We start from the raw sequence: 23,347 nt of genomic DNA on the forward strand, positions 1-23,347 counted from the left end.
ACGAGCACCCAGGGGTGTCAATAAGTAACACAATGTCAACATATTGCGCTTTTATGCCTCCGGGCACGTAACTGCCCGGGTCCGACCCCCGAGACGATGTGGGGCTGACCGATAGCGGCCAGCCCCGTTTAGCGGACGGCTACTCCCAGCCGATGCGCGCCGCCGCCGCGGCCCAGTCCGCCTCCGCGCCGCGGGGCTCGTAGCGGCGCACCTCCTGGGTGGCGGCGATCAGCGCGCGCATTCCGGCCAGGTCGCCGACCAGGCCGGCTGCCCGCGCCTGGACCATGACGTTGCCGATGGCGGTGGCCTCGACCGGCCCGGCGAGCACGGGCAGTCCCAGGGCGTCGGCGGTGAGTTGGCACAGCAGGGCGTTGCGCGCCCCTCCTCCGACGATGTGCACCACTCGCAGGTCGCGTCCGGTGAGCACAGCGGCGGTGCGCAGCGTACGCCGGTGGGCCAGGGCCAGGCTCTCCAGGATGCAGCGCAGGACGGCCGCGCGGCCCCGGGGCGGGGTCTGGCCGGTTTCCCGGCAGTAGGCATCGATACGGGCGGGTATGTCACCGGGGGCGAGGAAACGCGGGTCGTCGGGGTCGACGAGGGCGGCGAAGGCCGGCGCAGCCGCCGCCCGGTCGACCAGGGCGGGGAGCGCCGCGGCGTCCAGTCCCCACGTGCGCATGCTCTCGCTGACCAGCCACAGTCCCATGACGTTGCGCAGGAAGCGGGTGGTGTCGTCCACGCCGAGCTCGTTGGTGAAGTTGGCGCGTCGAGCGCCCTCGGTGCGCAGCGGGGCGTCCAGCTCCAGCCCTGCGAGGGACCACGTTCCGCAGGAGATGTAGCCGAATTCGGGCGTGGTGGCGGGTACGCCGATGACGGCGGAGGCGGTGTCGTGGGAGGCGACCGAGACGACGGGGGTGCCGGTGAGGCCGGTGGAGCGAGCGGGATCGGCCAGTAGTTCGCCGACGGTGGTCCCCGGCTCGCGCAACGGCGGCAGCAGTGCGGGGCGCGCCCCCACGGCTTCGGCGAGTCCGGGCAGCCAGGCACGGGTGGCGGCATCCAGCATCCCGGTGGTGGAGGCGTTAGTGACCTCCGCGCCGATCTGGCCGGTCAGCCAGTAGTTGACCAGGTCGGGGACGAGCAGGAGGGTGGCGGCCGCGTCCAGTGCGGCGCTGTCGCGTGCGGCTGCCAACTGGAACACGGTGGTGAAGGGCAGGAACTGCATGCCGGTCAGCGCGTAGAGGCGTTCGGACCCCAGTTCTTCGGCGGTCCGGGCCGCGACGCCGTCGGTGCGGGTGTCGCGGTAGTGGTGGGGCAGGCCCAGCAGCGCGCCGGTGGCGTCGAGGAGACCGTAGTCCACCGCCCAGGAGTCCACGCCCACCGACACGGGGCGGTGCCCGGCGGCCAGTCGCAGCCCCCGCAGCACTTCGCGGTACAGCCCCAGCATGTCCCAGTGCAGACCGCCGGGCAGGCGCACCGGCTCGTTGGGGAAGCGGTGCGCCTGCTCCAGGGCGAGTTCGGCACCGCCCACCCTGCCCACCACGACGCGCCCGCTGGACGCGCCGAGGTCCACCGCGGCGAAGGATCGGGGCTCGGTCATGCGGGGATGCCTTTCGGTCGGGCTCGGGGCGACTCCGCGGTCCGGGGCGTCCACAGTTCGCGGGCCCGGCGACCGCAGGAGTCGTGACAGGGGCGGGGTACCGCTCGGTCGACGGGGTTGGGAACCCCCTGGTGGGGCGGGATGCAGGAGCGGCGCCGCTCCTGCATCCCGCCCGGTGCTCAGCGTAGGAACGCCGCCGCCACCCCGGCGTCCACCGGGACGTGCAGACCGGTGGTGTGGCTGAGGTCGCCGCCGGTCAGGGCGAAGACCGCGGCTGCCACGTTCTCGGGCAGCACCTCGCGCTTGAGCAGGGTTCGCTGGGCGTAGAACTCGCCGAGCTTGTCCTCGGACACGCCGTAGACGGCGGCACGCTCGGCCCCCCACCCTCCCGCGAAGATCCCCGATCCGCGCACCACCCCGTCGGGGTTGACCCCGTTGACCCGGATCCCGTGCGCACCCAGTTCTGCGGCCAGCAGGCGCACCTGGTGGGCCTGGTCGGCCTTGGCCGCACCGTAGGCGATGTTGTCGGGGCCGGCGAAGACCCCGTTCTTGCTGGAGATGTAGACGATGTCGCCCCCCATCTCCTGGGCGGCCATGATCCGGGCGGCTTCACGGGCCACCAGGAAAGAGCCCCGGGCCATCACGCCGTGCTGGATGTCCCAGTCGGCGGCGGTCGTCTCCAGCAGGGGCTTGGAGATGGACAGTCCCGCGTTGTTGACGACCAGGTCCACACCGCCGAAGGCCAGTGCCGCCGCGGCCAGCGCGGCGGCGACCTCCGACTCGTCGGTGACATCGGCGGTGACGGCAACCGCCCGGTCGGCGGTGCCGATCTCGGCGGCCACCTTCGCGGCCGTGTCGGCATCGCGGTCGGCGACGACCACGCAGGCGCCCTCGGCGGCAAGGCGCAGCGCGATGGCGCGCCCGATCCCCGATCCGCCGCCGGTCACGAACGCCACCCGGGTGGCCAGGGGCTTGGGCGCGGCCATGCGCTGGAGCTTGGCCTCTTCGAGCGCCCAGTACTCGATGCGGAACTTCTCCGCCTCCTCGATGGGGGCGTAGGCGGAGACGGTCTCCGCGCCGCGCATGACGTTGACGGCATTGACGTAGAACTCACCGGCGACCCGGGCGGTCTGGGCGTCCGTGCCGAAGGAGAACATGCCCACGCCGGGGACGAGGACGATGGCGGGGTCGGCGCCGCGCATCGCCGGGGAGTCGGCGTCGGCGTGGCGCTCGTAGTAGCCCCGGTACTCCTCGCGGTAGGCGGCGTGCAGCTCCTTGAGCCTGGTCACCGCGTCGGCCAGCGGTGCGTCGGCGGGCAGGTCCAGGACCAGCGGGCGGACCTTGGTGCGCAGGAAGTGGTCGGGGCAGGAGGTGCCCAACGCGGCCAGGCGCGGATGCTCGGCGCGGGACAGGAAGTCCAGGACCGCGGCGGAGTCGCTGTAGTGGCCGATCTGGGGGCGGTCGGTGGAGGCGAGACCGCGCAGGACCGGGAACAGGGCTGCCGCGCGCGCCCGGCGCTGGTCCTCGGGGAGGGCGGCGCGGCCCTCCAGAACGGGCCCGAAGGCGTGCTCGTCGGTGGTGCGGGCCTCGATGAACGCCTCGGCGGTGCGGATGATCTCCAGGGAGTTGGCCTCGCACTGCTCGGAGGTGTCGCCCCAGGCGGTGATTCCGTGGCCGCCGAGGATCACGCCGATGGCGGTGGGGGTGGCGGCCTTGATGGCGGCGATGTCCAGCCCGAGCTGGAAGCCGGGGCGGCGCCAGGGAACCCAGGCCACGCGGTCGCCGAAGCACTCCGCGGTCAGCTTCTCACCGTCGGCCGCACAGGCCAGGGCGATCCCGGAATCGGGGTGCAGGTGGTCGACGTGGGGGGCTTCCACCAGGCCGTGCATGGCGGTGTCGATGGAGGGGGCCGCGCCGCCCTTGCCGTGGCCGCAGTAGTCGAAGGCCGCGACCATCTCGTCCTCGCGCTCCACTCCCGGGTAGACCCCGGCCAGCGCGCGCAGCCGGTCGAGGCGCAGCACGGCCAGACCGTCCTCCGTGAGCGTGCCCAGGTCACCGCCGGAGCCCTTGACCCACATCAGCTCCACCGGCTCGCCCGTCACGGGGTCGGTGTCGGTGCCCTTGGCGGAGGTGTTTCCCCCGGCGTAGTTGGTGTTGCGCGGGTCGGCGCCCAGCGCGTTGGAGCGGCGCAGGAGTGCCTGGGCCTGCGGGTGGGGCGTGGGAGAGGTCATCTGGCGGTCGGTCCTTCCGATGGGTTGGGTGGTGTGGGGGCGGGGATGCTCACGCCCCCCATCCCGCCTGGTGGCCGCCCACCCTTTCGGCGGCCACGCGCTCGGCGTAGCCGGAGCGGGCGAAAGCGGCCATGGGGTCGGGGTCCAGCCCCTGCTCGGTGCGCAGGTCGGCCAGGAACGGACGTACGTCGGTGTTGTAGGCGTCCATCAGCGCGGCGTTGGCGCCGAGCACGTCGCCCCGGGCCTGGGCTTCCGCCAGCGTGTCGGCGTCGACCAACAGGGCCTTGGCGGTGGCCTCCTGGACGTTGAGCACCGAGCGGATCTGACCGGGGATCTTGGGCTCGATGTTGTGGCATTGGTCGAGCATGAAGGCGACGCCGGCCTCAGCGGAGAGGCCGCCTCCGCGCACCACCTCGTGCAGGATGCGAAACAGCTGGAAGGGGTCGGCGGCGCCGGCCATCAGGTCGTCGTCGGCGTAGAAGCGGGAGTTGAAGTCGAAGGCGCCGAGTTTGCCCGCGCGCAGCAGGAAGGCGACGATGAACTCGATGTTGGTTCCGGGGGCGTGGTGGCCGGTGTCCACCACGACCTTGGCCTTGTCGCCCAGTTCGAGGCAGTGGGCGTAGGCGGTGCCCCAGTCAGGGACGTCCATCGTGTAGAACGCGGGCTCGAAGAGCTTGTACTCCAGCACGATGCGCTGGTCGTCGCCCAGGCGCGCGTAGACCGCGGCCAGTGCCTCTGCGAGGCGGTCCTGGCGGGCGCGGATGTCGTCCTGGCCGGGGTAGTTGGTTCCGTCGGAGAACCACAGCTTGAGGTCGCGCGAGCCGGTGGCGTCCATGACGTCCACGCACTCCAGCAGGTGGTCCAGGGCCTTGCGCCGCACCGCGGGATCGGGATTGGTGACGCTTCCCAGGCGGTAGTCGTCCTCCTGGAAGACGTTGGCGTTGATGGTGCCCAGGCGCACCCCCTGCTCGGCGGCGTATTCGGCGAGTTCGGTGAAGTCCTCGACGCGGTCCCAGGGGATGTGCAGCGACACGGTGGGGGCGATACCGGTGTAGGCGTGCACCTGGGCGGCGTCGGCGATCTTCTCGTGCGGGGTGCGGGGCACCCCCGGCTGGCCGAACACCTTGAACCGGGTGCCGCTGTTGCCGAACGCCCACGAGGGCAGCTCGATGGCCTGGCGGGCCAGCGACTCCTTGACTGCACTGAATTCGGTCATCTCGGGAAGCTCCTGCTCCGATCGGCCAAGTCCACTGATTACAACGTTGCAATTCGATGTCGCTTGGATTTTCCGCCTATCAGTCAAGCGGAACGGTGAAACGACTCGGACGGCAGGGGTCGGGTTGTGGACCGGTTGGGCGTTTGGCGATAAATCGTTTTAACCGACGGCCGGGCCGCTCACGCGAGGTGGAAGACCTCGGTGAGGGGCACCATTGCCTCGTCGGGATTGCCGTCGATGCCCTCGAAGAACGGCGCCATGTCCCGCTGCCAGCGGGCGTTGACCTCCGTACGTTCCATCGCGGCCTGGGCCTCGGCGAAGTCGTCGGTCTCCAGGTAGCCCACGAGGAGGCCGTCCTCGCGGCAGAACAGCGAATAGTTGCGCCAGCCGGACGCGCTGAGCGCAGCGAGCATGTCCGGCCAGATGGCGGCGTGGCGTCGGCGGTACTCGGCCAGCCGCTCGGGCCTCACTTTGAGCAGGAAGCAGACGCGCTGCATGGGTGGTCTCTCCTCGGGGAGCGGTCCCCACTCCGGTGGGCCGGTGCGGGCGTCGCGGATGGGCGGCCCCCACACCGGCCCGGGAGGGCGGGTGGGACGGTGGCTAGAAGTCGAAGTCGTCGATGTTGTCGGCGTTGAACTTGGTGGGCGGGCCCAGGATGACCTCGCTGTTGGGGCCGATCTCGTAATCGCCCAGGCGCCCCGCGCTGAAGGTCTCGCCCTCGGCGCCGGTGATCTGGCCCGCCGACAGCGCCGCACCGGCATAACCGGCCAGGTACCCCAGGTCCTTGGGGTTCCACAGCGCGAACTCCTCGACCGTGCCGTTCTTGACGTACTCGCTCATCTGGTTGGGGGTGCCCAGACCCGTGACGGCGACCTTGCCCTTGTATTCGGAGTCACTGACGTAGCGCGCGGCTGCGGCGATGCCGACGGTGGTGGGCGAGACGACACCCTTGAGGTCGGGGTAGGTCTGGAGCAGGCCCTGCATCTCCTGGAAGGACTTCTGGTCGTCGTCGTTGCCGTAGACGGTGTCCACGACCTCGATGTCGGAGTACTCGGGCTTGGCCAGTTCCTCCTCCATCAGCTCCAGCCAGGCGTTCTGGTTGGTGGCGTTGGGGGTGGCCGACAGGAAGGCGATCTGGCCCTCGCCGTCGACCTGCTCGACGATCATCTCCACCTGCGTCTTGGCGATGCCCTCGGCGGAGGCCTGGTTGATGAAGACGTCGCGGCACTCCGGGGCGGTGTCGGAGTCGTAGGAGACGATGGCCGCACCGGCGTCGCTGGCGGAGTTGAGGGCGGCGCACACGGCGTTGGGGTCGTTGGCGGCGATGACGATGGCGTCGGCGCCCTGCTGGCTCACCGTGTTGATGTAGCTGACCTGCGAGGATGCACTGGCTTCGGAGGGGCCGACCTCCTTGAACTCCCCGTTGAGCTCCTCGACCGCCTCGGCCCCGCCGGTGTTGGCGAACGTGGAGTAGGGGTTGTTGAGCTGTTTGGGCAGGAAGCTGATGGTGAGGCCCTCGGGGATCTCCGCGTCGGGGTCGGCCTCTCCTGCCGGACGCTCGGAGCCGCCCTCCTCGACGGAGTCGCGGGTGGTGCCGCCGCAGGCGGTCAGGAGCAGCAGTGCTCCGGCGGCGGTGCCCGCTGCGATGCCGCGGGCGAGTCGGGTGCGGAACATGGTCACCTCTGGTTGGAGTGTGCGGGGACGGACGGGGTGTCGGGGCGGCGGCGCTCTTTGAGACGGGCCACGATGTTGGGTGCGACCACGGAGATCACCAGCAGCAGGCCGGTCACGACCGAGAGGGTGTCGGAGGAGACGTCGGCGAGTTCCAGGGCCTTGCGAATGGTGCCCAGCAGCAGAACGCCGCCGATGACACCGGGCAGGGCTCCCAGGCCGCCGAAGATGGAGACGCCGCCGAGCAGGACCGCGGCCACCACCGACAGCTCCAGGCCGAAGGCGTTGTCGGCGCGGGCGCTGGAGTACTGGAGGGTCCAGAAGACGCCGGCCAGGGCCGAGACGGCGCCGCTGGCCACGAACAGCCACAGCTTGGTCATGCGGACCGAGATCCCGGCGAAGCGGGCGGCCTCGTCGTTGCTGCCGATGGCGTACAGCGAGCGGCCGATGGGGGTGGCGTGCAAGACGATGCCGAAGACCACGGCGAGGGCGGCGATGAGCAGTACCACCCAGGGGATCGCGGTCTCACCGAGGCGCTGGGTGGCGCCGCTGGTCCAGGAGCGCGGGAAGTCGGCGACGGCGCGGTCTCCCAGGATGACGTAGGCCAGGCCCCGGTACAGCGCCATCGTGCCGATCGTCACCGCCAGCGAGGGCAGGCCGGCCACCGTCACCAGTAGGCCGTTGATCGCACCGAGCACGGCGCCCAGCGCCAGGCACAGGGGGACGATGGTCTCCAGCGGCAGTCCGAGGAACCACAGTTGGCCCATGACGGCGCTGGTCAGCCCGAGGATGCTGGCAACCGAGAGGTCGATCTCGCCGGTGATGACGATGAGCGTCATGGGAAGGGCGATCAGCGCGATCGCCGTGACGTCCAGGATCAGAAAGCCCGCGGTGCGGTCCGTGAAGAAACCGTCCACCCAGAACGAGGCGAGGATGACGGTCACCACGAGGGCGCCCAGGACGGAGGCTTCGCGGGTGGCGAGCAGTCGGCGCAGCGTGCCGCCGCGCGGGGCGCGGTCCGGTCCGAACGGCGCGCCCTGCCCCGATGAGGGGGCGGTCACTTCAGGCGCCACGGGATTGGCCTCCTCGGAGCTTGCGTTCGGCGCGCACGGCCAGGACCCGGTCGAGGCCGATCGCGGTGAGAATGAGCAGACCGACCACGGCCTGCTGCCAGAAACCGCTGACCCGCAGGATCGGCAGGGCCGATCCGATGGTGGTCAGCAGTACCGCGCCCAGCGCGGCGCCCAGGACGGTTCCGCTGCCGCCGAAGATGGCGACGCCGCCCACGACCGCGGCGGCCACGACCTGGAGTTCCAGTCCGGTGCCCACGGTGGCGTCGAGGGTGCCGAAGCGGGCTGCGTAGAGGACGCCGGCCAGTCCGGCGAGGGTGCCGTTGGCGACGAAGGCCATGAAGATGCGACGGTCCACCGGGATGCCGGACAGGCGGGCGGCGGCAGGCTCGGAGCCGATGGCGTAGAGCTCGCGTCCGCTGCGGTAGGAGGTGAGGTACCAGCCCACGACCGCCACGACCAGGACGGCCACCAGCGCCAGGACCGGGATGCCCAGGACGCTGGCGCGGCCCATGCCGAGGAAGGCGGAGGGCATGTCCGAGGCGTTGATCTGCTTGCCCGAGGCCCACCAGTAGTCGATGCCGCGGAAGATGTAGAGCGTGCCCAGGGTGACCACCAGCGCGGGTACGCGGGCCAGGGCGACCAGGGCTCCGTTGACCGCGCCGCACACGGTTCCCACCAGGACCCCGGCGATGATCGCGACGGGGACGGGCATGGTGGGGAACGCCGCGAACAGGCTGCCCACCGCGAACGCCGACAGGCCCAGGATGGAACCGACCGACAGGTCGACGCTGCGGGTGACGATGACCAGCGTCTGGCCCACGGCCAGGATGGTCAGCAGGGTGGCGCCCAGGAGCAGGTCGCGCACGCTCTGGGCGGACAGGAAGTTGGGGTTGACGATGGTGGTGGCGACGACCAGCAGGACCAGGGCGAGCAGGATGCCGACTTCGCGGACCTGGCGCAGTTTGCGGTCGGCCTTGGCGTCGCCTCCCCCGTGCTCTTGCAGCGGGGGTTGAGCGGAAGTGGAGACGGCGCTCACGCGGCGTCCTCCCGCTGCCCGGTGGCGGCGTACATGACGGACTCCTCGGTTGCTTGCGCGCGGCTCAGTTCGGCGCTGACGCGCCCCTCGTGCATCACCAGGATCCGATCGGCCATGCCCAGGACCTCGGGGAGCTCACTGGAGACCATGACGACGGCCAGGCCGCGCCCGGCGAGCTCGGACAGCAGGCGGTGCACCTCGGACTTGGTGCCCACGTCGATGCCCCTGGTTGGTTCGTCCACGATCAGTACCGCGGGGTCGGTGGACAGCCACTTGGCCAGGACGACTTTTTGCTGGTTGCCGCCGGAGAGGGTGGCCACCGCATCCGACAGCGAACCGGCCTTGACCTGCATGCGCCGGGTCCACTCGCGGGCGGTGCGCTCCTCGGTGGAGCGGCGCAGCCAGCCGAACCGGCTCAGGGCCCAGCGGCGGGTGAGGGTGGCGTTGCGCTCGACCGACAGCTCCATGACCAGCCCTTGCTGGCGGCGGTCCTCGGGGACCAGGGCGATTCCGGCTGCCATCGCCGCGGCGGGGCGGCCCTTGCGCAGAGGGCGGCCGTTGACCAGGACCCGGCCGGAGTCGTAGGGGTCGACGCCGAAGACAGCGCGCACGACCTCGCTGCGTCCGGCTCCCACGAGCCCGGCGAGCGCGACGATCTCGCCGGCGCGCACGGTGAAGCCGACGTCGGAGAAGACACCGGTGCGGGTCAGGCCCTCGACCTCGAGGACGACCTCCCCGGGTTCGGTGTCCTGCTTGGGGAAGAGCGCGGCGATGTCGCGACCGACCATCTTGCGCACCACCGCGTCCACCGTCAGTTCGGCGACGGGGTCGGTGGAGATGTAGCGCCCGTCGCGCATGACGGTGATCCGGTCGCACAGGTCGAAGACCTCGTCGAAGCGGTGGGAGATGAACAGGATGGCCGCCCCGGAGTCGCGCAGTGAACGCGCGACGGTGAACAGCCGCTCCACCTCCACCCCCGACAGCGCCGCGGTGGGCTCGTCCATGACCAGGACCCGGGCCTGCAAGGAGAGGGCCTTGGCGATCTCGATGAGCTGCTGGTCGGCGATGGACAGGCCCTTGGCGGGGCGGGCGGGGTCGATGTGCACGCCCAGCCGGGCGAACAGCGCCTCGGTGGCGGCGTGCATGGCCGGGCGGTCGATACGACGACCGCGGGCCAGTGGCTGGCGACCCATGAAGATGTTCTCCGCGACCGAGAGATCGGGGAAGAGCGTGGGCTCCTGGTAGATGACGGCCACACCGGCCTGTTGGGCGTCGGCGGGCCGGGCGAACTCGATCGGTGCTCCGTCCACCTCGACGTGGCCCTCGTCGGGACGGTGCACCCCGGCGATCATTTTGACCAGCGTGGACTTGCCCGCCCCGTTCTCACCGCACAGCGCGTGGATCTCGCCCGCCCGCAGCTCCAACGACACTCCCTGGAGCGCTTTGACCGCCCCGAAGGACTTGGCCGCGCCGACGAGTGCGAGAGGCGGGGGGACGGGCGGAGGCTCCTGGGCCACGGCGCCCTCCTCGACAATCGGGTCCAGTCGCCGCTCACCGCGACGACAAAAACGTTTCAATTGAAGAGGACGTTAGATGCGTCACACCCTTGAGTCAAGAGAACGGCAAAATTATTAACACGAAGCCACAGATATGGACATTTCAGCCACTCAAGTCACATGATGCGCCCCACCCGCAGGGCGCAATGATGAAGATCACATACTGCTATTGACACGTTTCAATTGAGCTGTGACGATAAGCCGCACCTCGCATGTCCACCGTCGCGACCCTGTTCGGAGCCCCCGCGTGTCCTCGACCGAGAACGTCAAACGGCCTGTCGGCATCAACGACGTCGCGGCACGGGCCGGAGTCTCCCCCGGGACCGTCTCCAACGTGTTGAACCGGCCCGAGCGGGTCGCCGAGGCCACCCGGCTGCGGGTGGAGAAGGCGATCCGGGAACTGGACTACGTGCGCAACTCCTCCGGGCGCAACCTGCGCTCCGGGCGCAGCGACTCGGTGGGGCTGCTCGTCCTGGACGTCACCAACCCGTTCTTCACGATGGTGGCCCAAGGGGTGGAGGACGAGGCCGCCGAGGCCGGGCGCACCGTCATGCTGCTCAACTCGGCCGAGGACCTCGCCCGGCAGCGCCGCTCGCTGCGGCTGCTGGCCGAGCAGCGCGTCGCGGGCGCGGTCGTCATGCCTGTGGACAACGACGTGACCGACCTGATGTGGCTGCGCGACCGCGGCATTCCCTGGGTGCTGCTGGACCGCGGCGACGTGGGCGCCGACCTGGGCAGCAGCGTATGCGTGGACAACCACGCCGGGGGGGTGGCCGCAGGACGGCACCTGATCAACCTGGGGCACGAACGCGTCACCTTCCTGAGCGGTCCGCTCGGCCTGGAGCAGTGCCGCACGCGTCTGGCCGGCCTGCGCTCGGCGCTGGCCGAGAGCGGGATCGACGCGGAGGATTCGGTACGGGTGATCGAGACCGGCTCGTTGACGGCCGCCTCCGGGGAGAAGGGCGTGGAGGAGGTCCTGGCCGGCGGCCCGCGCAGGCGCCCCCAGGCGGTTTTCTGCGCCAACGACCAGCTCGCCCTCGGGCTGCTCAAGGGCCTGGGCGAGCGCGGTCTGAGCGCCCCGCACGACATCTCCGTGGTCGGCTACGACGACATCGACGTGGCGGCCCTGGTCCACCCGGGCCTGACCACGGTGGCCCAGCCCAAGTACGAGATCGGACGGGCGGCGATGCGGCTGCTCAGCGCCGAGCTCGACGGCCCCCGCCACGGCTACGAGCGGATGCTCTTCGCTCCCGAACTCGTGGTGCGCGGCTCCACCGCCGCCTACCGCGACTAGACCACGCCCCACCGAACCCCGCGGAGCAGTACGAACGGTCGTGCCGCACGGTCCTCACCGGCAACGCCTTGTGCCAAGGGTCCGGTTCCGACCACCGGGACGACGGAGATGTCCGGCGCTGGCGCGCACCGCGGCCCGTCCCACATCATGGGTGTACACCACGACCGCGATCAGATATGAGAGCCGCCGCATGCCCCCTCCCCCGCCCGTGCCCCGCTCGCTCGAAGAGTTCCAGGACCTCGCCGACCAGGTGACGATCGCGGCGCTGCTGCCGACCCCCGTCGTCACGATGGACGGTCATGACTCCTCCCGTCACGCGGGTGGGCGCAAGGGGGTGCTGGCCCTGCCCTCGGACGTACCGCCCGAGACGGTGGCCGGGGCGCTGGGCCGGGGCGTGGGGCTGGCCGCTACCGCGGCTCGACGCGAACGGGTGCACACCACTCGCCGCCAGGGCGGACCGCTCGCGGCGGCGTTCGCGGTCCCGGTCGTCATCATGCTGGCCATGGGCCAATGGGCGGCCGCAGCGGTGGTGGTGGTGATCGCGGCCGTGTGCTGGTCATGGGTGCTGCTGGCGGCACTGGCCCGGCTGCGCGCCCTGGATCTGGCCGCCGATGCCGAGGGGGCGCGGTTGCTCGGCACCGTCGGCCACCCGGGGCACGATTGGGTGGCCGCCTGGGTGGCCGTGGAGACGGCCGGCCAGGACGCAGCGGACAGCCGCCCGCCGTGGCTGCGCGAGCGGGCCGCGCCCGAGCAGCGCCGTGCCGCGCTGCTCGGGTCGCCGCCGCCACGATGACCGGTCCTGCCGCGTCAGCGCACGCCCAGTAGGTGTTCCACAGCGAGCTGGTCGAGGCGTTCGAAGTGGTAGCCGCGCTCTCCCACCTCGGCCAGGTCGATCTCTTCGGCGAGCAGATCCTTGAGGTTCTCGCCGGGGTCGAGGGTGGGCCGGGCCAGCTCGGCGACCCTGGACGCGGCCAGGGCCTCCTGGACGTCGGGGTCGGCGCGGAAAGCCGCGGCCTTCTCTTTGAGGATGAGGTAGTTGCGCATACAGCCCCGCGCCGACTCCCACACCCCGCTCATGTCCTCGGTGCGCGGCGGCTTGAAGTCGAAGTGCAGCGACCCGTCGTATCCACTGCTCTCCAGCAGGTCCACCAGGAAGAACGCCTCCTTGACGTCACCGGCGCCGAAGCGCAGGTCCTGGTCGTACTTGATACCACGCTGGCCGTTGAGGTCGATGTGGAACAACTTCCCCTGCCACAGGGCCTGGGCGATGCCGTGGGCGAAGTTCAGTCCCGCCATCTGCTCGTGGCCGACCTCGGGGTTGACCCCCACCATCTCGGGGCGCTCCAACTGGTTGATGAAGGCGAGGGCGTGGCCGACGGTGGGCAGCAGGATGTCGCCGCGCGGCTCGTTGGGCTTGGGCTCGATGGCGAAACGCAGGTCGTAGCCCTTGTCCAGGACGTAGCCGCACAGAACGTCGAACGCCTCGCGCAGGCGGTCCAGGGCTGCTGCGTCGTCCTTGCCCGCCTCGGTCTCGGCGCCGTCCATGCCGCCCCAGCACACGAAGGTGCGCGCCCCCAGTTCGGCGGCCAGGTCGATGGTGCGCACGACCTTGCGCAGGGCGTAGCGGCGCACGTCCCGGCTGTTGGAGGTGAATCCGCCGTCGCGGAACACGGGGTCGCTGAACAGGTTGGTGGTGACCATGGGGACGGTGAGCCCGGTCTCGGCGAGTGCTGCGGTGAAGCGTTTGACGACGGTGTCGCGGGCCGCGGCGTCGGAGCCGGGCGCAACGAGGTCGTCGTCGTGGAAGGTGATGCCGTGGGCGCCGAGCGCGGCGAGCGAGTGCACGGCGTCGACCGGATCGAGGACGGGCCGCACCGCCTCGCCGAAGGTGTTGTGGCCGCGCCACCCCACCGTCCACAGGCCGAAGCTGAAGCGGTCCTCTGGGGTTGGCCGGTAGTCGCTCATGCGGGCTGCCTCTCACGGATGGGCCGGGCGGCTTGGCCGATCCGGCCGCCAGACGCGGACCCCATTAGTTTGATCACTAAACAAATTGCCTGTCAAGCCTGTGCGGCTCCGGAGCCGCAACGACCACGACCACGACCACGACGGGAATGTTTCGCGTGCCGCGGGAGTTGTGGGCGTGCCCCCTTCCCCGCGACGAGAGGTGTACCCGACCATGCCGCCCACCCCCACAGCAGGGACCACCCCCACTGGTATCGCCGGTCAGATCGACCGGCTCGTCGAACTGGGCCTGCCGGCGCTGGCCGGTATGACCGTCGAGGAGTTCCACGCCCTGGCGCGCGACCTCCCAGCCGAGGCGCCGGGCGCGATCGTGGCCGTCCACCCCGGGCTCGTCCCTGCGAGCGCGCTGGCGCCCCTGCTCAGCCGGGGAGACAAGAGCGGGTTCGTCGTGGTGGACATGGCCGACCTCGACGCGTTCGCCCCCATCGACGGTCTCGACGCCCCCGAGGACGCGCTGTACCTGATCAACGAGGTCGACCGGGGCGACGACATGGCCAACTGGAGCCCCGATGAGGCGCTTCCGGAGATCAGCTCCAGGGGACGGCGCCCCCTCACCATCGGGGAGGGGATCAGCTGGCTGCTCCAGGAGCCCGAACGCCTCGCGCCCAACCACTGCTTCATGACGATCGGATCCCGCAAGCGCAGGAAGGGCACCGCCCTGGACTCCCGCACCCCCGCGATCTGGATCAGCGGCGGCACCGGGCGCGACGGCCGCGACAACCGCGGTGCCCCGAAGGTCGGCTGGTGCTGGGCCGGCAACCGACACACCTGGCTCGGGTTCGCCTCTGCCGCTGCGCAGCCGCCTGCCTGACCGGCCTTCGGCGGGTGCGGCCGCACCGAAGAGCACCTGGAACGGCCGTTGGGCGGTGTCCGCGAAGGACACCGCCCCGCTCGACGCACCGGCGGTGCACCGCCGCGCATCCCCGTCGTGGGTGTCCGGGGCCGGCGCTCTCGGCCACCCCGGACGCCCACGGGTTCACCTGCGGTCGGCCCCCTGCTCAGTGGTGGCGCCGGTGCTGTCGGGGCGGTCGGCGTCCTGGGCCTCGGACGCGGTCTCGGGTGCGTCCGCCGTGGCGGCCCTTGTGGGCTCCTCCGTGACGGCCTCTCCGCGCGCGACCATCCCGGCGGTGTCGGAGAGCGGGATCTGCTTGAGCAACAGCGCCAGCAGAAGCGCGACGACGAGGAAAGGAACGAGGATCCAGAACACCGGTGCCAGGGAGTCGGCGTAGGCGTCCACGATGACCAGCCTCAGCTGTTCGGGCAGGGACGCGAGGGTCGCCGGATCGATGGTGGCCGCGGCCTCCTCCGCCTCGGCCGCCGAGGCGCCCGCGCCGGAGAACGCCTCGCCGAGCCGCTCGGAGAGACGGGTGGTGAACAGCGCACCGACGACGGCGACGCCCAGGCTCGCACCGACCTCGCGGAAGTAGTTGTTGGTACTGGTGGCGGTACCGACCATCGCGGGGTCCACCGCGTTCTGGACCACCAGGACGACCACCTGCATGACCAGCCCGATACCGCTGCCGAACACGAACAGGTAGGTACAGATGAGCCAGATCGGGGTCTGGCCGCTCAGCGTGGTCATCGCGATCATCGCGACGAGCATGAGGACGATTCCGGCGATCGGGTAGGGCCGGTAGCGTCCGGTGCGGCTGATCGCGAGCCCCGACCACGTGGCGGTGGCGAAGAGGCCCACCATCATGGGCAGCCCCAGCAGGCCGGATGCGGCGGCCGAGGTCCCCGCCGCCATCTGCAGGAAGGTGGGCACGAACGCCAGGGCGGCGAACATTCCCAGGCCGAGCATCAGACCGATGGCGGTGGCGTTGACGAAGATCGGGTTGCGGAACAGCGAGAGCGGGATGATCGGGTCCTGGGCTCGGCGCTCGACCATGAGGAAGCACAGCAGCGCGACGACGAGGCCGCCCGCGGCGAGCAGGGTCACCGGGTCGGTCCACCCGAGTTCGCCGCCGCCCAGGTCGGTGGCGAGGATGAGGCAGGTGGTGGCCACCGACAGCAGCGCCAGGCCGAGCCAGTCGATGCGCTTCACCGGGCGCTTGCCGGGCAGGGTGAGCATCTTCCAGGCGACCGCGAAGGCGGCGATGCCGATGGGGATGTTGATGTAGAAGGCCCAGTGCCAGGTGAGGTGGTCGACGAACAGTCCGCCCAGGAGCGGTCCGGCCACGGCTGAGACTCCGAAGACCGCGCCGAGCGGGCCCATGAACTTGCCGCGCTCCTTGGCCGGGACGATGTCGGCGATGATCGTCTGTGAGAGCACCATCAGCCCGGCGCCGCCGAGCCCCTGCATGGCGCGGAAGGCGACGAAGGTCCAGAAGTCCGGGGCGAACGCGCAGCCGATGGAGGCGACGGTGAAGATCGCGATGGCGCCCAGGAAGAGGTGGCGCCTGCCCAGGACGTCGCCGAGCTTGCCGTAGGCCGGCATGGCGACCGTGGTCGCCAGGAGGTAGGCGGTGGTGATCCAGGTCTGGTGCTCGACCCCGCCGAGCTGGCCGACGATGGTCGGCATGGCGGTGGAGACGATGGTCTGATCGAGGCTGGCCAGCAGCATGCCGCTGAGCAGGGCACCGAAGATGATCCAGATCCGGCGCCGGGTCAGGACCAGCGGGGCCTGCGCGGGCCGGGAGTCGAGGGTGGTGGAGTCCATTGCGGTCCTAGGCTGTGTGGTCGGTCGGGGCCGGGGCGAACAGCGCGCGCGCCGCGGCGAGGTGGGTGTGGACGAGGGCGCCGAGGTCGGTGCCCGGACCGTGGCGCAGGATCTCCTCGGAGGCGGTGCGCATGACGACGCCCACGAGGCGGACGGCCAGGCGGGGCACGGGGTCTTCCTCGGGGAGTCCCTCGCGGGTGCGGACGAGGTCGATCAGCCGCCGGTCGTGCTCCTCCCCGTCGCGCACGATCAGGTTGAGCAGTTGGGGTTCGCGGTCGAGGGCCCGGCGAACGGTCTCGATGTCGTCGAAACCGATGTCGAGGCGGACGAGGTGGCTGACCGAGAATTCGACGAGGTCGTCGACGAGGCGGCCCGGCGCCGCACCGGCGAGGAACCACTCCACCAGGTCGTCGTCGAAACCGTCCTCGACCCGGCCGATGACCGCGTGTTCCTTGGTCGGAAAGTAGTTGAAGAACGTCCGCCGCGAGACACCGACCTCGGCCGCGAGCTCGTCGACGGTGAAGCCCGCCATCCCGTGCCGCGCGACCAGCTCGCGCGCGACCCGGCTCAGTTCATGACGGGTCCTGCTCTTCTTGGCCGCCCGCCCGACCGGTTTTTTTGCACCATCTATCACATCGTGCAATAGTACACTTTGCTTTAAATAGTGCAAAATTACCGCCTCCTCTCGACGCCAGAAGCCCCTTGCGCCACCCCCGCGCACGGCTGCCGAGCAGAAAATCCCATTAGTTTGGTGATTGAATAAATTGATTGCCGAGGCAGCGGCGGCGCAGGCGCCGGCCCGTCCCGCCACACTGGTGCGGGGGCGCCGTCGGCGCGCACGGACATGGGAGAGATGCCGCGTGGTGGGCGTGAGTGAGGGACCGGCCGGATTCCAGGCCATCAGAGAGACCAATCTGGGTATCGTGCTGCGCACGATCCGCGAACAGGCGCCGTGCTCACGCGCCCTGGTCGCGGGCGCCACGGGGCTGACCAAGGCGACCGTGTCCAGCATCGTGGCCGACCTGATCGGCCGGGGGCTGGTCCGCGAGACCGGGCAGCAGGCCGAGCGCAAGGTGGGCCGGCCCGGCGTCATGCTCACCCTGGACCACCAGACCCTGGCCGCCATCGGGCTGGAGATCAACGTCGACTACGTCTCGATCGTAGCCGTTGACCTGCTGGAACAAGAGCTTCTTACCGAACATGTGGAGTTCGACGCGCGCGCGGCCGGACCGGAGGCGTGCGCACGCCGACTGCGTGACGCGCTGCTGGAGGTCATCGGCGACCCCCTGATGCGCCGGCGGGCCCTGCTCGGGGTGAGCGTGGCCGTGCCCGGTCTGATCGACTCTGCCTCGGGCACCGTCACCAACGCGCCCAACCTCGACTGGCACGGTTTCGCCCTGCGCGACCGCCTGTCGGCGCTGCTGGCGGATGCCGGCCACCCGGGACTGGCCCTGCTCGTGGACAACGACGCCAACCTCGGCGCGATCGCCGAGTACCGGGGCGGGCATCTGGCCCGCACCCCCGATCTCGTCTACATCACCGGGGAGGTCGGCATCGGCGCGGGCCTGCTGATGGACGGCCGGTTGCTGCGCGGGTCCGGCGGGTTCGCCGGCGAACTCGGACACATCCCGTTGCTCAAGGACGGTCCCGCCTGCGGTTGCGGCCGACGGGGGTGCCTGGAGGCGCTGGCCGGTGTGGACGCCGTGCTGCGCCGCGCGCTTCCCGACGTCCTGGCTCCCGAGCGCACCGCGAGCATCGACGTCGGCGCCATGGTGGACCTCACGGTGCAGCGTGCCGAGGCCGGGGATCCAACCGTGCTGGAGGCGCTGGAGGACGCCGGGACCTGGCTGGGCCGGGGCGCTGCGACCCTGGTGAACCTGCTCAACCCGCGTGCGGTGGTGTTCGGTGGATACTTCGTGCCCCTGGCTCCGTGGCTGCTGCCGCCCTGCCGGGCGGTCCTGGGCGCGCACGTCTTCGCCGCGGACTCCGGAGGATGCCGCGTGGATGCCTCGGCCCTGGGCCTGAGCGCCGCCGCACGCGGCGGGGCGATGGCCCTGGTGGACGCGCTGGACACCGGTGCGCTGCCGTTGCCGCCCAGCCGAAGCGCCGCCTGAGGCCGCGCCGTTCCGTCTGGCAGACGGTGCCGTGTCGGCAGCAACTGGTTGGATACAGGGATGAACGCTCCTGAGGTCGCCCCCCTGCTCCCGTCGGTTCCGGTTCTGCGCGAGCTGTGCCGGGCCATGGCAGCGGTGGAGTTCCTCGTCGCCCCCGACAACAGCTACCGCACGCATTCCTTCGACAGGGGCTGGTCCGAGCCGTGGGACCTCGCGGGTATGGACAACGGCGGCGGCGACAACTACTCGATCGTGCTGTCCGCCGAGGCCGCGCTGATCCGCTGTTTCGACCACGAGTCCCCGATGAGCCCCTACGTCGCCGTCGACGAGGGACTGTGGCCCGGGCTGACCGACGGCCTGCCCCCGGTGTTCGCCTCCCTGCTGAAGCACCCCGACTTCAGTCCGGAGGGCGTGTTCGAGGCCACCGCTCTGCTGTGGCGGGAGGAGGGGGACGGCGCGTGGCGTACCGCGACGGTGGAGTTCCCGCCCGAGGACCGGGGCGACGACGGCGCGGCGTGGTTGCTGGGCCGGCTGACCGCCGCCGACCCCGCCTCGGCGTTCACCGAGCACCTGTCGGTCCAGTACGGCACGGCCGTGGATCCCGCCGCGGTGGCCCATGTCTTCGACGGCGGGGCGCTCACCACCGAGGTGGCGGCGGCCCTCAACCCGGTGGTGGCCGATCCCTCGGCACTGGCCATCCGCGCATCGGTGGAGTGCGGTTGAAGTCGGTGGTCCCGGCGCGGCGGCGACCGCCCTGATGCAGGGAGTGGTCCACCGGCGCCCCAGGGGAAGCCATCGGCAACGGCGCTGGAGTTTGCCGCAACCTCTGGCCGGGCGGACTCGTGGAGACCCGAACACGAACGCCGGGCGAGCGGCTGCGAGGCGCGTCGTCCCGGTCCGCGTGATCTGGCGAGGACGCGCGCCTGGACGACCTCGCCGGGCACCGTCACGGGTGTTCGTGCTCAATCACACCGACACCGCACAGAAGGTGCGCGCCGCGGATCTCGGCCTGGGCGAGGACGCACACGACCTGGTGTCAGGACACGGGGCCGACCGTCTTGAGCTGGCTCGGGGTGACTGCGCCGTTCTGCGCGGCAACACACGGTGACCCGGCCCTGGGCAGGGGACCGCAGCGGACGTACACTCCTCCTATGAAGCGCACGCACGCGGGACGGGAACGCCAACGGCGCACCCCCTGTGCGTGTCCGGCACCGAGCTCCCGCCCCAAGGCGCCGCACGGCCGCGGCTAGCGCCCCCAGCGGCTCCGCCCCCGCCCCCGTGCGTCTGTGCACGGGACCAGCGGCCCCTCTCCTGATACGAGAACACCGCGCCCGCACGCGCCCCGGCCCCACAAGACCCGGTCCGGCGCAGAGCGCCCGTGCACTCCTGCTCCACCTCACCGCGGTGCCCCACATGCTCCGCCGGCTCCCGTTGCGTGCGCGGAGTCGGCTCCTGACAGCGTGCGCGGCACCGCCCCCCTGAAGGGATCGACCGTGCAACTGAGCAAACTGCTGGCCGGGTGCGAATACGAGGTAATCCAGGGCGACCCGTGGACGGAGGTCACCGCCGGGGCGTGCCTGGACGCCGAACGGGCCGCGGCCGGCTGCCTGTTCGTCGCCCTGTCCGGCCCCGAGGCGGGCGGGGCGGCGGCCGGTGCAGCGGCGCTGGCCCGCGGGGCGGCAGCCGTGCTCGTAGACGGCACGGCAGACGTACCGGGATGGGTCGGGAACGCCTGTGTGGTGCGGGTCGCCGATGCACGGGTCGCGACGGCGGTCGCGTCCGCGCACCACCACGGCGAGCCGGGGCGTGCGATGGAGATGGTGGCGGTGACCGGCACCAACGGCAAGACCTCGGTGTCGTCGATGGTGGAGTCGGTGTTGCGAATCGCCGAGGGCGCACGGGTGGGCGTCATCGGAACGCTGGGCAGCCGGATCGGCGACGCGTTGATCCCGATGCCCCCGACCGTGTTGAGCACGCCTGAGGCCCCGGAGCTGCAGTATCTGTTGGCCCGCATGCGCGCAGGCGGCGCCACGAGCGTGGTGCTGGAGGCCACGTCGATGGCCCTGCTGAACCACCGGGTGGACCGCGCGTTCATCGACGTGGGGGTCTTCACCAACCTGACCCAGGACCACCTGGACGACCACGGGACGATGGAGGACTACCGCGACGCCAAACTGGGCCTGTTCCGCGGTCTGTGCGGGCGAGCGGTGGTCAACGCCGACGACCCGGTCTGCGCGGTGGTGTCGGCGTTGATGCCGGGGGCCACCGCCACCTACGCCCTGGACGCCCCGGCCGACTACCGGGCCACCGACCTGTTCGCGGACGCCGGTGGCACCCGCTTCACCCTGCACCACGGCGGCCGCAAGTACCCGGCGGCGGTCCCGGTGCCGGGCCGGTTCTCGGTGTCCAACGCACTGGCCGCCGTGGCCGCCTGTCACGCACTGGGGCACGACCTGGCCGGACTCGTGTCGGCACTGGAACGGATTCCCCCGGTCCCGGGACGCTTCGAACGTTTTGCGACCGCGGGGGGCGCCACCGTGGTCGTGGACTACGCACACTCCCCCGACTCCTTGGAGAAGGTCCTGACCGCTATCCGCGGCTTCGCCACGGGCCGGGTCATCACGGTCTTCGGCTGCGGCGGCGACCGCGACATCACCAAGCGCGCCGAAATGGGGCGGATCGCCGGCACCCACTCCGACCTGTGCGTCCTCACCTCCGACAACCCCCGCACCGAGGACCCGGAGACGATCCTGGACCAGATCGCACCGGGTCTGGTCGCCGCCGATGCGGTGTTTCGGCGGTTGACCGACCGGCGGGCCGCGATCGCCCTGGCCCTGACCGCGGCCCGTCCGGGCGACACCGTGCTGATCGCGGGCAAGGGCAGCGAATCCCACCAGATCGTCGGCGAGGAACTGCGGCCCTTCAGCGACATGGCGACCGCTCGTGAACTCGCCGACGCTGCGGACGGGCGGGGCTAGAGCGAGCGGGCCGGACGCTTGTGACGGGCGGTGCTCTCCGTGGCCCCGCCCTCGGCCATCTGTTGGGCACGGGCCCTGGCCCCGGCCAGCATGGTGGCGGCGATCCACTCGTAGACCAGGATCCAGGACGAGCTGAAGGAGGAGGACCACACCGGCGACAGGTCGCGGATCGCCCGGACCATGGCGCGGCCCACGAAGGGGTAGTGGTCGGGCTTCACCCCGAGCATCTGGTGGTGGTGCGCCCCGAGCTGACGCAGGTAGTCGGCCACTTCGTGGGGCTGGTCCAAGTGGGTGACCACTTGGAGCAGCACGTCGGCCATGCGCTCGTGCTGGCGGGTCATGTCGGCACCGAACATGGACCGGATCTCCGGGACCAGGTCGAACAGGTGCCAGTAGAAGCGCTCCGCGAGGATCGTGGGGCTGTCGCCGAGATCGGCACAGGAGGCGCGCACCTCCTCGATGGTGCGCTCATCAGGCAGCGGTACGTCATCGATGGGGCGCGGTGCCATGGGCTCTCCGAGGTAATACGACGCGCGGAAGCGAACCAGTCCGTGTGGTGTCCGCTCCGCACCGCCTTGGGCAGGGGGTTGTGCGGTGCAACCGTAGCGATCACCGACACCAACGTGCACAAACCGCGGCTGAGAATACTTTTTCGTAAGCCCCTGACCGTGAAAGATAGTCGTTTCATTTTTTAGCGATAAAAAACACATAGGATTTGCCCATATTTCACTCTTTGTGAGTGGTATATTACCCCGCCCCCGTGATCGGAATGGTCGCTCCGGACCAGCGACAGGGCGGCCGCGTTCACCTCTACCGGCGGACACGGCCCCCAAACACGATCGGGTGGCCCCGCCCGCGACGGCGCCGACGGCTTTGGCCATAGTTGGCGGTTGGAGACCCCCACCGCCGAGGAGCACCATGCCCGACCTGATCCTGGCCAGCGCCCGCCGACTCCCCCGCCCGGTCCCCGAGACCGACCTGCTCGTGGCCGCACTGGACGCAGTGGGGCTGAGCGCCCAGGTGCGCGCCTGGGACGAGCCGCTGGACTGGGCCGAGATCCCTCTGGTCGTGGTGCGCACGCCCTGGGACTACGCCGGGCGCCACGGGGAGTTCCTGCAATGGACCCGGCACGTGGCAGAGGTGTCCCGGCTGCTCAACCCAGCGCCGCTCATCGAGTGGAACAGCCACAAGGGCTACCTGGTGGAACTGGCCGACAAGGGGGCTGCGGTGCTGCCCACCGCGCTGGTGCGCCGCGACGCCTCGCCCGGCCGGCAGGCCGAGGCGCTGCGCGCCTCCGGCACGGGCGAGGTCGTAATCAAACCCGCGGTGGGCGTGGGCGGCCACGGGGCGTTGCGTTCACCCGCCGACGATCCGCGGGCAGCAGACCACCTGGCCGCGCTGACCCGCGAAGGCGATGCGCTGATCCAGCCCTTCGCCCCCTCGGTCCTGGCCGACGGGGAGATCTCTCTGCTGTACTTCGGCGGACGCTTCAGCCACGCGGTGCGCAAGGTGCCCGCCTCGGGCGAGTACCGGGTCCACGAGCACCACGGCGGATCGGTCCTGGACCACACGCCCGATTCCCAGGAGCGCGCCGTGGCCGAACAGGCCCTGGGACTGGCACCGGAAACCACCGGCTACGCCCGGGTCGACCTGGTCCGGACCGCATCAGGACCGGCGGTGATGGAACTGGAACTGATCGAACCCGAACTGTTCCTGACCCGGGACGCCGGTGCCGCGTCCCGCTTCGCCGAGGTCCTGGCCGGCCATGCAGGCGCCCGGCGCTGAGCGAACCCGCTTCCGGGCATACTCCTGACCACTCGCCTGCCCGGCGGTGGTGATGGTTCTCGCCACCGCGGGTAGGTCACCATGAACGTCACGCCCACCGCGCCCGAAGGCGGCACGG

20 protein-coding genes are annotated in these 23,347 nt (G+C 70.8%); 8 read left to right on the forward strand and 12 right to left on the reverse strand.

The features are described 5' to 3' along the window. Positions 1-139: 139 nt before the first annotated feature. From QSJ59_RS14265 to QSJ59_RS14300, 8 genes are all read right to left on the reverse strand, one after another. Entirely contained in the window at positions 140-1,594 is a 1,455-nt protein-coding gene (locus tag QSJ59_RS14265; RefSeq protein ID WP_285760015.1) for a rhamnulokinase, read from the reverse strand. Positions 1,595-1,773: 179 nt separating this feature from the next. After that, a complete protein-coding gene (locus QSJ59_RS14270) occupies positions 1,774-3,825 on the reverse strand; it encodes a bifunctional aldolase/short-chain dehydrogenase (protein ID WP_285760016.1) in 2,052 nt (683 codons plus the stop codon). A 49-nt stretch (positions 3,826-3,874) separates the two neighbouring features. Next, on the reverse strand, positions 3,875-5,041 hold the full coding sequence (gene rhaI / locus QSJ59_RS14275) for an L-rhamnose isomerase (protein ID WP_285760017.1): 1,167 nt from the start codon (positions 5,039-5,041) through the stop codon (positions 3,875-3,877). A gap of 179 nt (positions 5,042-5,220) precedes the next feature. After that, a complete protein-coding gene (locus tag QSJ59_RS14280) occupies positions 5,221-5,538 on the reverse strand; it encodes an L-rhamnose mutarotase (RefSeq protein WP_285760018.1) in 318 nt (105 codons plus the stop codon). Between the two features lie 103 nt (positions 5,539-5,641). After that, on the reverse strand, positions 5,642-6,715 hold the full coding sequence (rhaS, locus tag QSJ59_RS14285) for a rhamnose ABC transporter substrate-binding protein (RefSeq protein WP_285760167.1): 1,074 nt from the start codon (positions 6,713-6,715) through the stop codon (positions 5,642-5,644). A gap of 2 nt (positions 6,716-6,717) precedes the next feature. Further along, positions 6,718-7,785 carry an ABC transporter permease gene (locus QSJ59_RS14290; RefSeq protein WP_285760019.1) on the reverse strand — a complete coding sequence of 356 codons (1,068 nt, stop codon included), beginning with the start codon at positions 7,783-7,785 and terminating at the stop codon, positions 6,718-6,720. Continuing rightward, positions 7,775-8,821, reverse strand: a complete 1,047-nt coding sequence (locus tag QSJ59_RS14295) for an ABC transporter permease (protein ID WP_349497211.1) — start codon at positions 8,819-8,821, stop codon at positions 7,775-7,777. Before QSJ59_RS14295 ends, QSJ59_RS14290 begins: the two co-directional genes overlap by 11 nt. Then, positions 8,818-10,338 carry a sugar ABC transporter ATP-binding protein gene (locus QSJ59_RS14300; protein WP_285760020.1) on the reverse strand — a complete coding sequence of 507 codons (1,521 nt, stop codon included), beginning with the start codon at positions 10,336-10,338 and terminating at the stop codon, positions 8,818-8,820. Before QSJ59_RS14300 ends, QSJ59_RS14295 begins: the two co-directional genes overlap by 4 nt. Before the next feature lie 286 nt (positions 10,339-10,624). Here QSJ59_RS14300 and QSJ59_RS14305 point away from each other — a divergent pair, with 286 nt between their 5' ends. Together QSJ59_RS14305 and QSJ59_RS14310 are read left to right on the forward strand one after the other, a co-directional pair. After that, positions 10,625-11,671, forward strand: a complete 1,047-nt coding sequence (locus QSJ59_RS14305) for a LacI family DNA-binding transcriptional regulator (protein ID WP_285760021.1) — start codon at positions 10,625-10,627, stop codon at positions 11,669-11,671. Positions 11,672-11,861: 190 nt separating this feature from the next. Further along, positions 11,862-12,464, forward strand: a complete 603-nt coding sequence (locus tag QSJ59_RS14310; RefSeq protein ID WP_285760022.1) for a hypothetical protein — start codon at positions 11,862-11,864, stop codon at positions 12,462-12,464. A gap of 14 nt (positions 12,465-12,478) precedes the next feature. On the opposite strand, the gene xylA is transcribed toward QSJ59_RS14310, so the two are convergent. Then, the gene (gene xylA / locus QSJ59_RS14315; protein WP_285760023.1) at positions 12,479-13,636 is read right to left on the reverse strand and encodes a xylose isomerase; all 1,158 of its coding nucleotides are present in this window, start codon (positions 13,634-13,636) and stop codon (positions 12,479-12,481) included. 211 nt (positions 13,637-13,847) lie between these two features. Here xylA and QSJ59_RS14320 point away from each other — a divergent pair, with 211 nt between their 5' ends. Next, complete coding sequence (locus QSJ59_RS14320; RefSeq protein WP_285760024.1) at positions 13,848-14,504, forward strand: DUF5701 family protein; 657 nt, start codon at positions 13,848-13,850, stop codon at positions 14,502-14,504. Positions 14,505-14,669: 165 nt separating this feature from the next. Here the strand turns inward: QSJ59_RS14320 and QSJ59_RS14325 are convergent, their stop codons facing one another. Then, positions 14,670-16,352, reverse strand: coding sequence for an MDR family MFS transporter (locus QSJ59_RS14325; protein WP_285760025.1), 1,683 nt, complete (start codon positions 16,350-16,352; stop codon positions 14,670-14,672). A gap of 7 nt (positions 16,353-16,359) precedes the next feature. Further along, positions 16,360-16,986, reverse strand: a complete 627-nt coding sequence (locus QSJ59_RS14330) for a TetR/AcrR family transcriptional regulator (protein WP_285760026.1) — start codon at positions 16,984-16,986, stop codon at positions 16,360-16,362. A gap of 229 nt (positions 16,987-17,215) precedes the next feature. On the opposite strand from QSJ59_RS14330, the gene QSJ59_RS14335 reads away from it, so the two are divergent. The 4 genes from QSJ59_RS14335 to QSJ59_RS14350 all read left to right on the forward strand — a co-directional run bounded on the left by QSJ59_RS14335 (position 17,216) and on the right by QSJ59_RS14350 (position 21,444). Further along, positions 17,216-18,466, forward strand: a complete 1,251-nt coding sequence (locus QSJ59_RS14335; RefSeq protein ID WP_432707484.1) for an ROK family protein — start codon at positions 17,216-17,218, stop codon at positions 18,464-18,466. A 60-nt stretch (positions 18,467-18,526) separates the two neighbouring features. Then, the gene (locus QSJ59_RS14340) at positions 18,527-19,189 is read left to right on the forward strand and encodes a hypothetical protein (RefSeq protein WP_285760028.1); all 663 of its coding nucleotides are present in this window, start codon (positions 18,527-18,529) and stop codon (positions 19,187-19,189) included. A gap of 235 nt (positions 19,190-19,424) precedes the next feature. Continuing rightward, positions 19,425-19,574, forward strand: a complete 150-nt coding sequence (locus QSJ59_RS14345; RefSeq protein WP_285760029.1) for a hypothetical protein — start codon at positions 19,425-19,427, stop codon at positions 19,572-19,574. A gap of 385 nt (positions 19,575-19,959) precedes the next feature. After that, on the forward strand, positions 19,960-21,444 hold the full coding sequence (locus tag QSJ59_RS14350) for a UDP-N-acetylmuramoyl-L-alanyl-D-glutamate--2,6-diaminopimelate ligase (protein WP_285760030.1): 1,485 nt from the start codon (positions 19,960-19,962) through the stop codon (positions 21,442-21,444). Here the strand turns inward: QSJ59_RS14350 and QSJ59_RS14355 are convergent. Beyond that, positions 21,441-21,953, reverse strand: a complete 513-nt coding sequence (locus QSJ59_RS14355; protein ID WP_285760031.1) for a globin domain-containing protein — start codon at positions 21,951-21,953, stop codon at positions 21,441-21,443. The genes QSJ59_RS14350 and QSJ59_RS14355 overlap by 4 nt on opposite strands. A 409-nt stretch (positions 21,954-22,362) precedes the next feature. Here QSJ59_RS14355 and QSJ59_RS14360 point away from each other — a divergent pair, with 409 nt between their 5' ends. Then, positions 22,363-23,229 carry an ATP-grasp domain-containing protein gene (locus QSJ59_RS14360; RefSeq protein ID WP_285760032.1) on the forward strand — a complete coding sequence of 289 codons (867 nt, stop codon included), beginning with the start codon at positions 22,363-22,365 and terminating at the stop codon, positions 23,227-23,229. Positions 23,230-23,347 lie beyond the last annotated feature (118 nt).

This window comes from Nocardiopsis ansamitocini, from assembly GCF_030268225.1.
In the GTDB taxonomy this organism is placed as follows: domain Bacteria; phylum Actinomycetota; class Actinomycetes; order Streptosporangiales; family Streptosporangiaceae; genus Nocardiopsis_D; species Nocardiopsis_D ansamitocini.

Excerpts from the sequence above, each read along its gene's own strand:
- QSJ59_RS14325 (WP_285760025.1), bottom strand. The coding sequence starts at position 16,352 with ATGGACTCCACCACCCTCGACTCCCGGCCCGCGCAGGCCCCGCTGGTC.
- QSJ59_RS14265 (WP_285760015.1), bottom strand. The coding sequence starts at position 1,594 with ATGACCGAGCCCCGATCCTTCGCCGCGGTGGACCTCGGCGCGTCCAGC.
- QSJ59_RS14360 (WP_285760032.1), top strand. The coding sequence starts at position 22,363 with ATGCCCGACCTGATCCTGGCCAGCGCCCGCCGACTCCCCCGCCCGGTC.
- QSJ59_RS14355 (WP_285760031.1), bottom strand. The coding sequence starts at position 21,953 with ATGGCACCGCGCCCCATCGATGACGTACCGCTGCCTGATGAGCGCACC.
- QSJ59_RS14270 (WP_285760016.1), bottom strand. The coding sequence starts at position 3,825 with ATGACCTCTCCCACGCCCCACCCGCAGGCCCAGGCACTCCTGCGCCGC.
- rhaS (WP_285760167.1), bottom strand. The coding sequence starts at position 6,715 with ATGTTCCGCACCCGACTCGCCCGCGGCATCGCAGCGGGCACCGCCGCC.
- QSJ59_RS14310 (WP_285760022.1), top strand. The coding sequence starts at position 11,862 with ATGCCCCCTCCCCCGCCCGTGCCCCGCTCGCTCGAAGAGTTCCAGGAC.
- QSJ59_RS14340 (WP_285760028.1), top strand. The coding sequence starts at position 18,527 with ATGAACGCTCCTGAGGTCGCCCCCCTGCTCCCGTCGGTTCCGGTTCTG.
- xylA (WP_285760023.1), bottom strand. The coding sequence starts at position 13,636 with ATGAGCGACTACCGGCCAACCCCAGAGGACCGCTTCAGCTTCGGCCTG.
- rhaI (WP_285760017.1), bottom strand. The coding sequence starts at position 5,041 with ATGACCGAATTCAGTGCAGTCAAGGAGTCGCTGGCCCGCCAGGCCATC.
- QSJ59_RS14280 (WP_285760018.1), bottom strand. The coding sequence starts at position 5,538 with ATGCAGCGCGTCTGCTTCCTGCTCAAAGTGAGGCCCGAGCGGCTGGCC.
- QSJ59_RS14320 (WP_285760024.1), top strand. The coding sequence starts at position 13,848 with ATGCCGCCCACCCCCACAGCAGGGACCACCCCCACTGGTATCGCCGGT.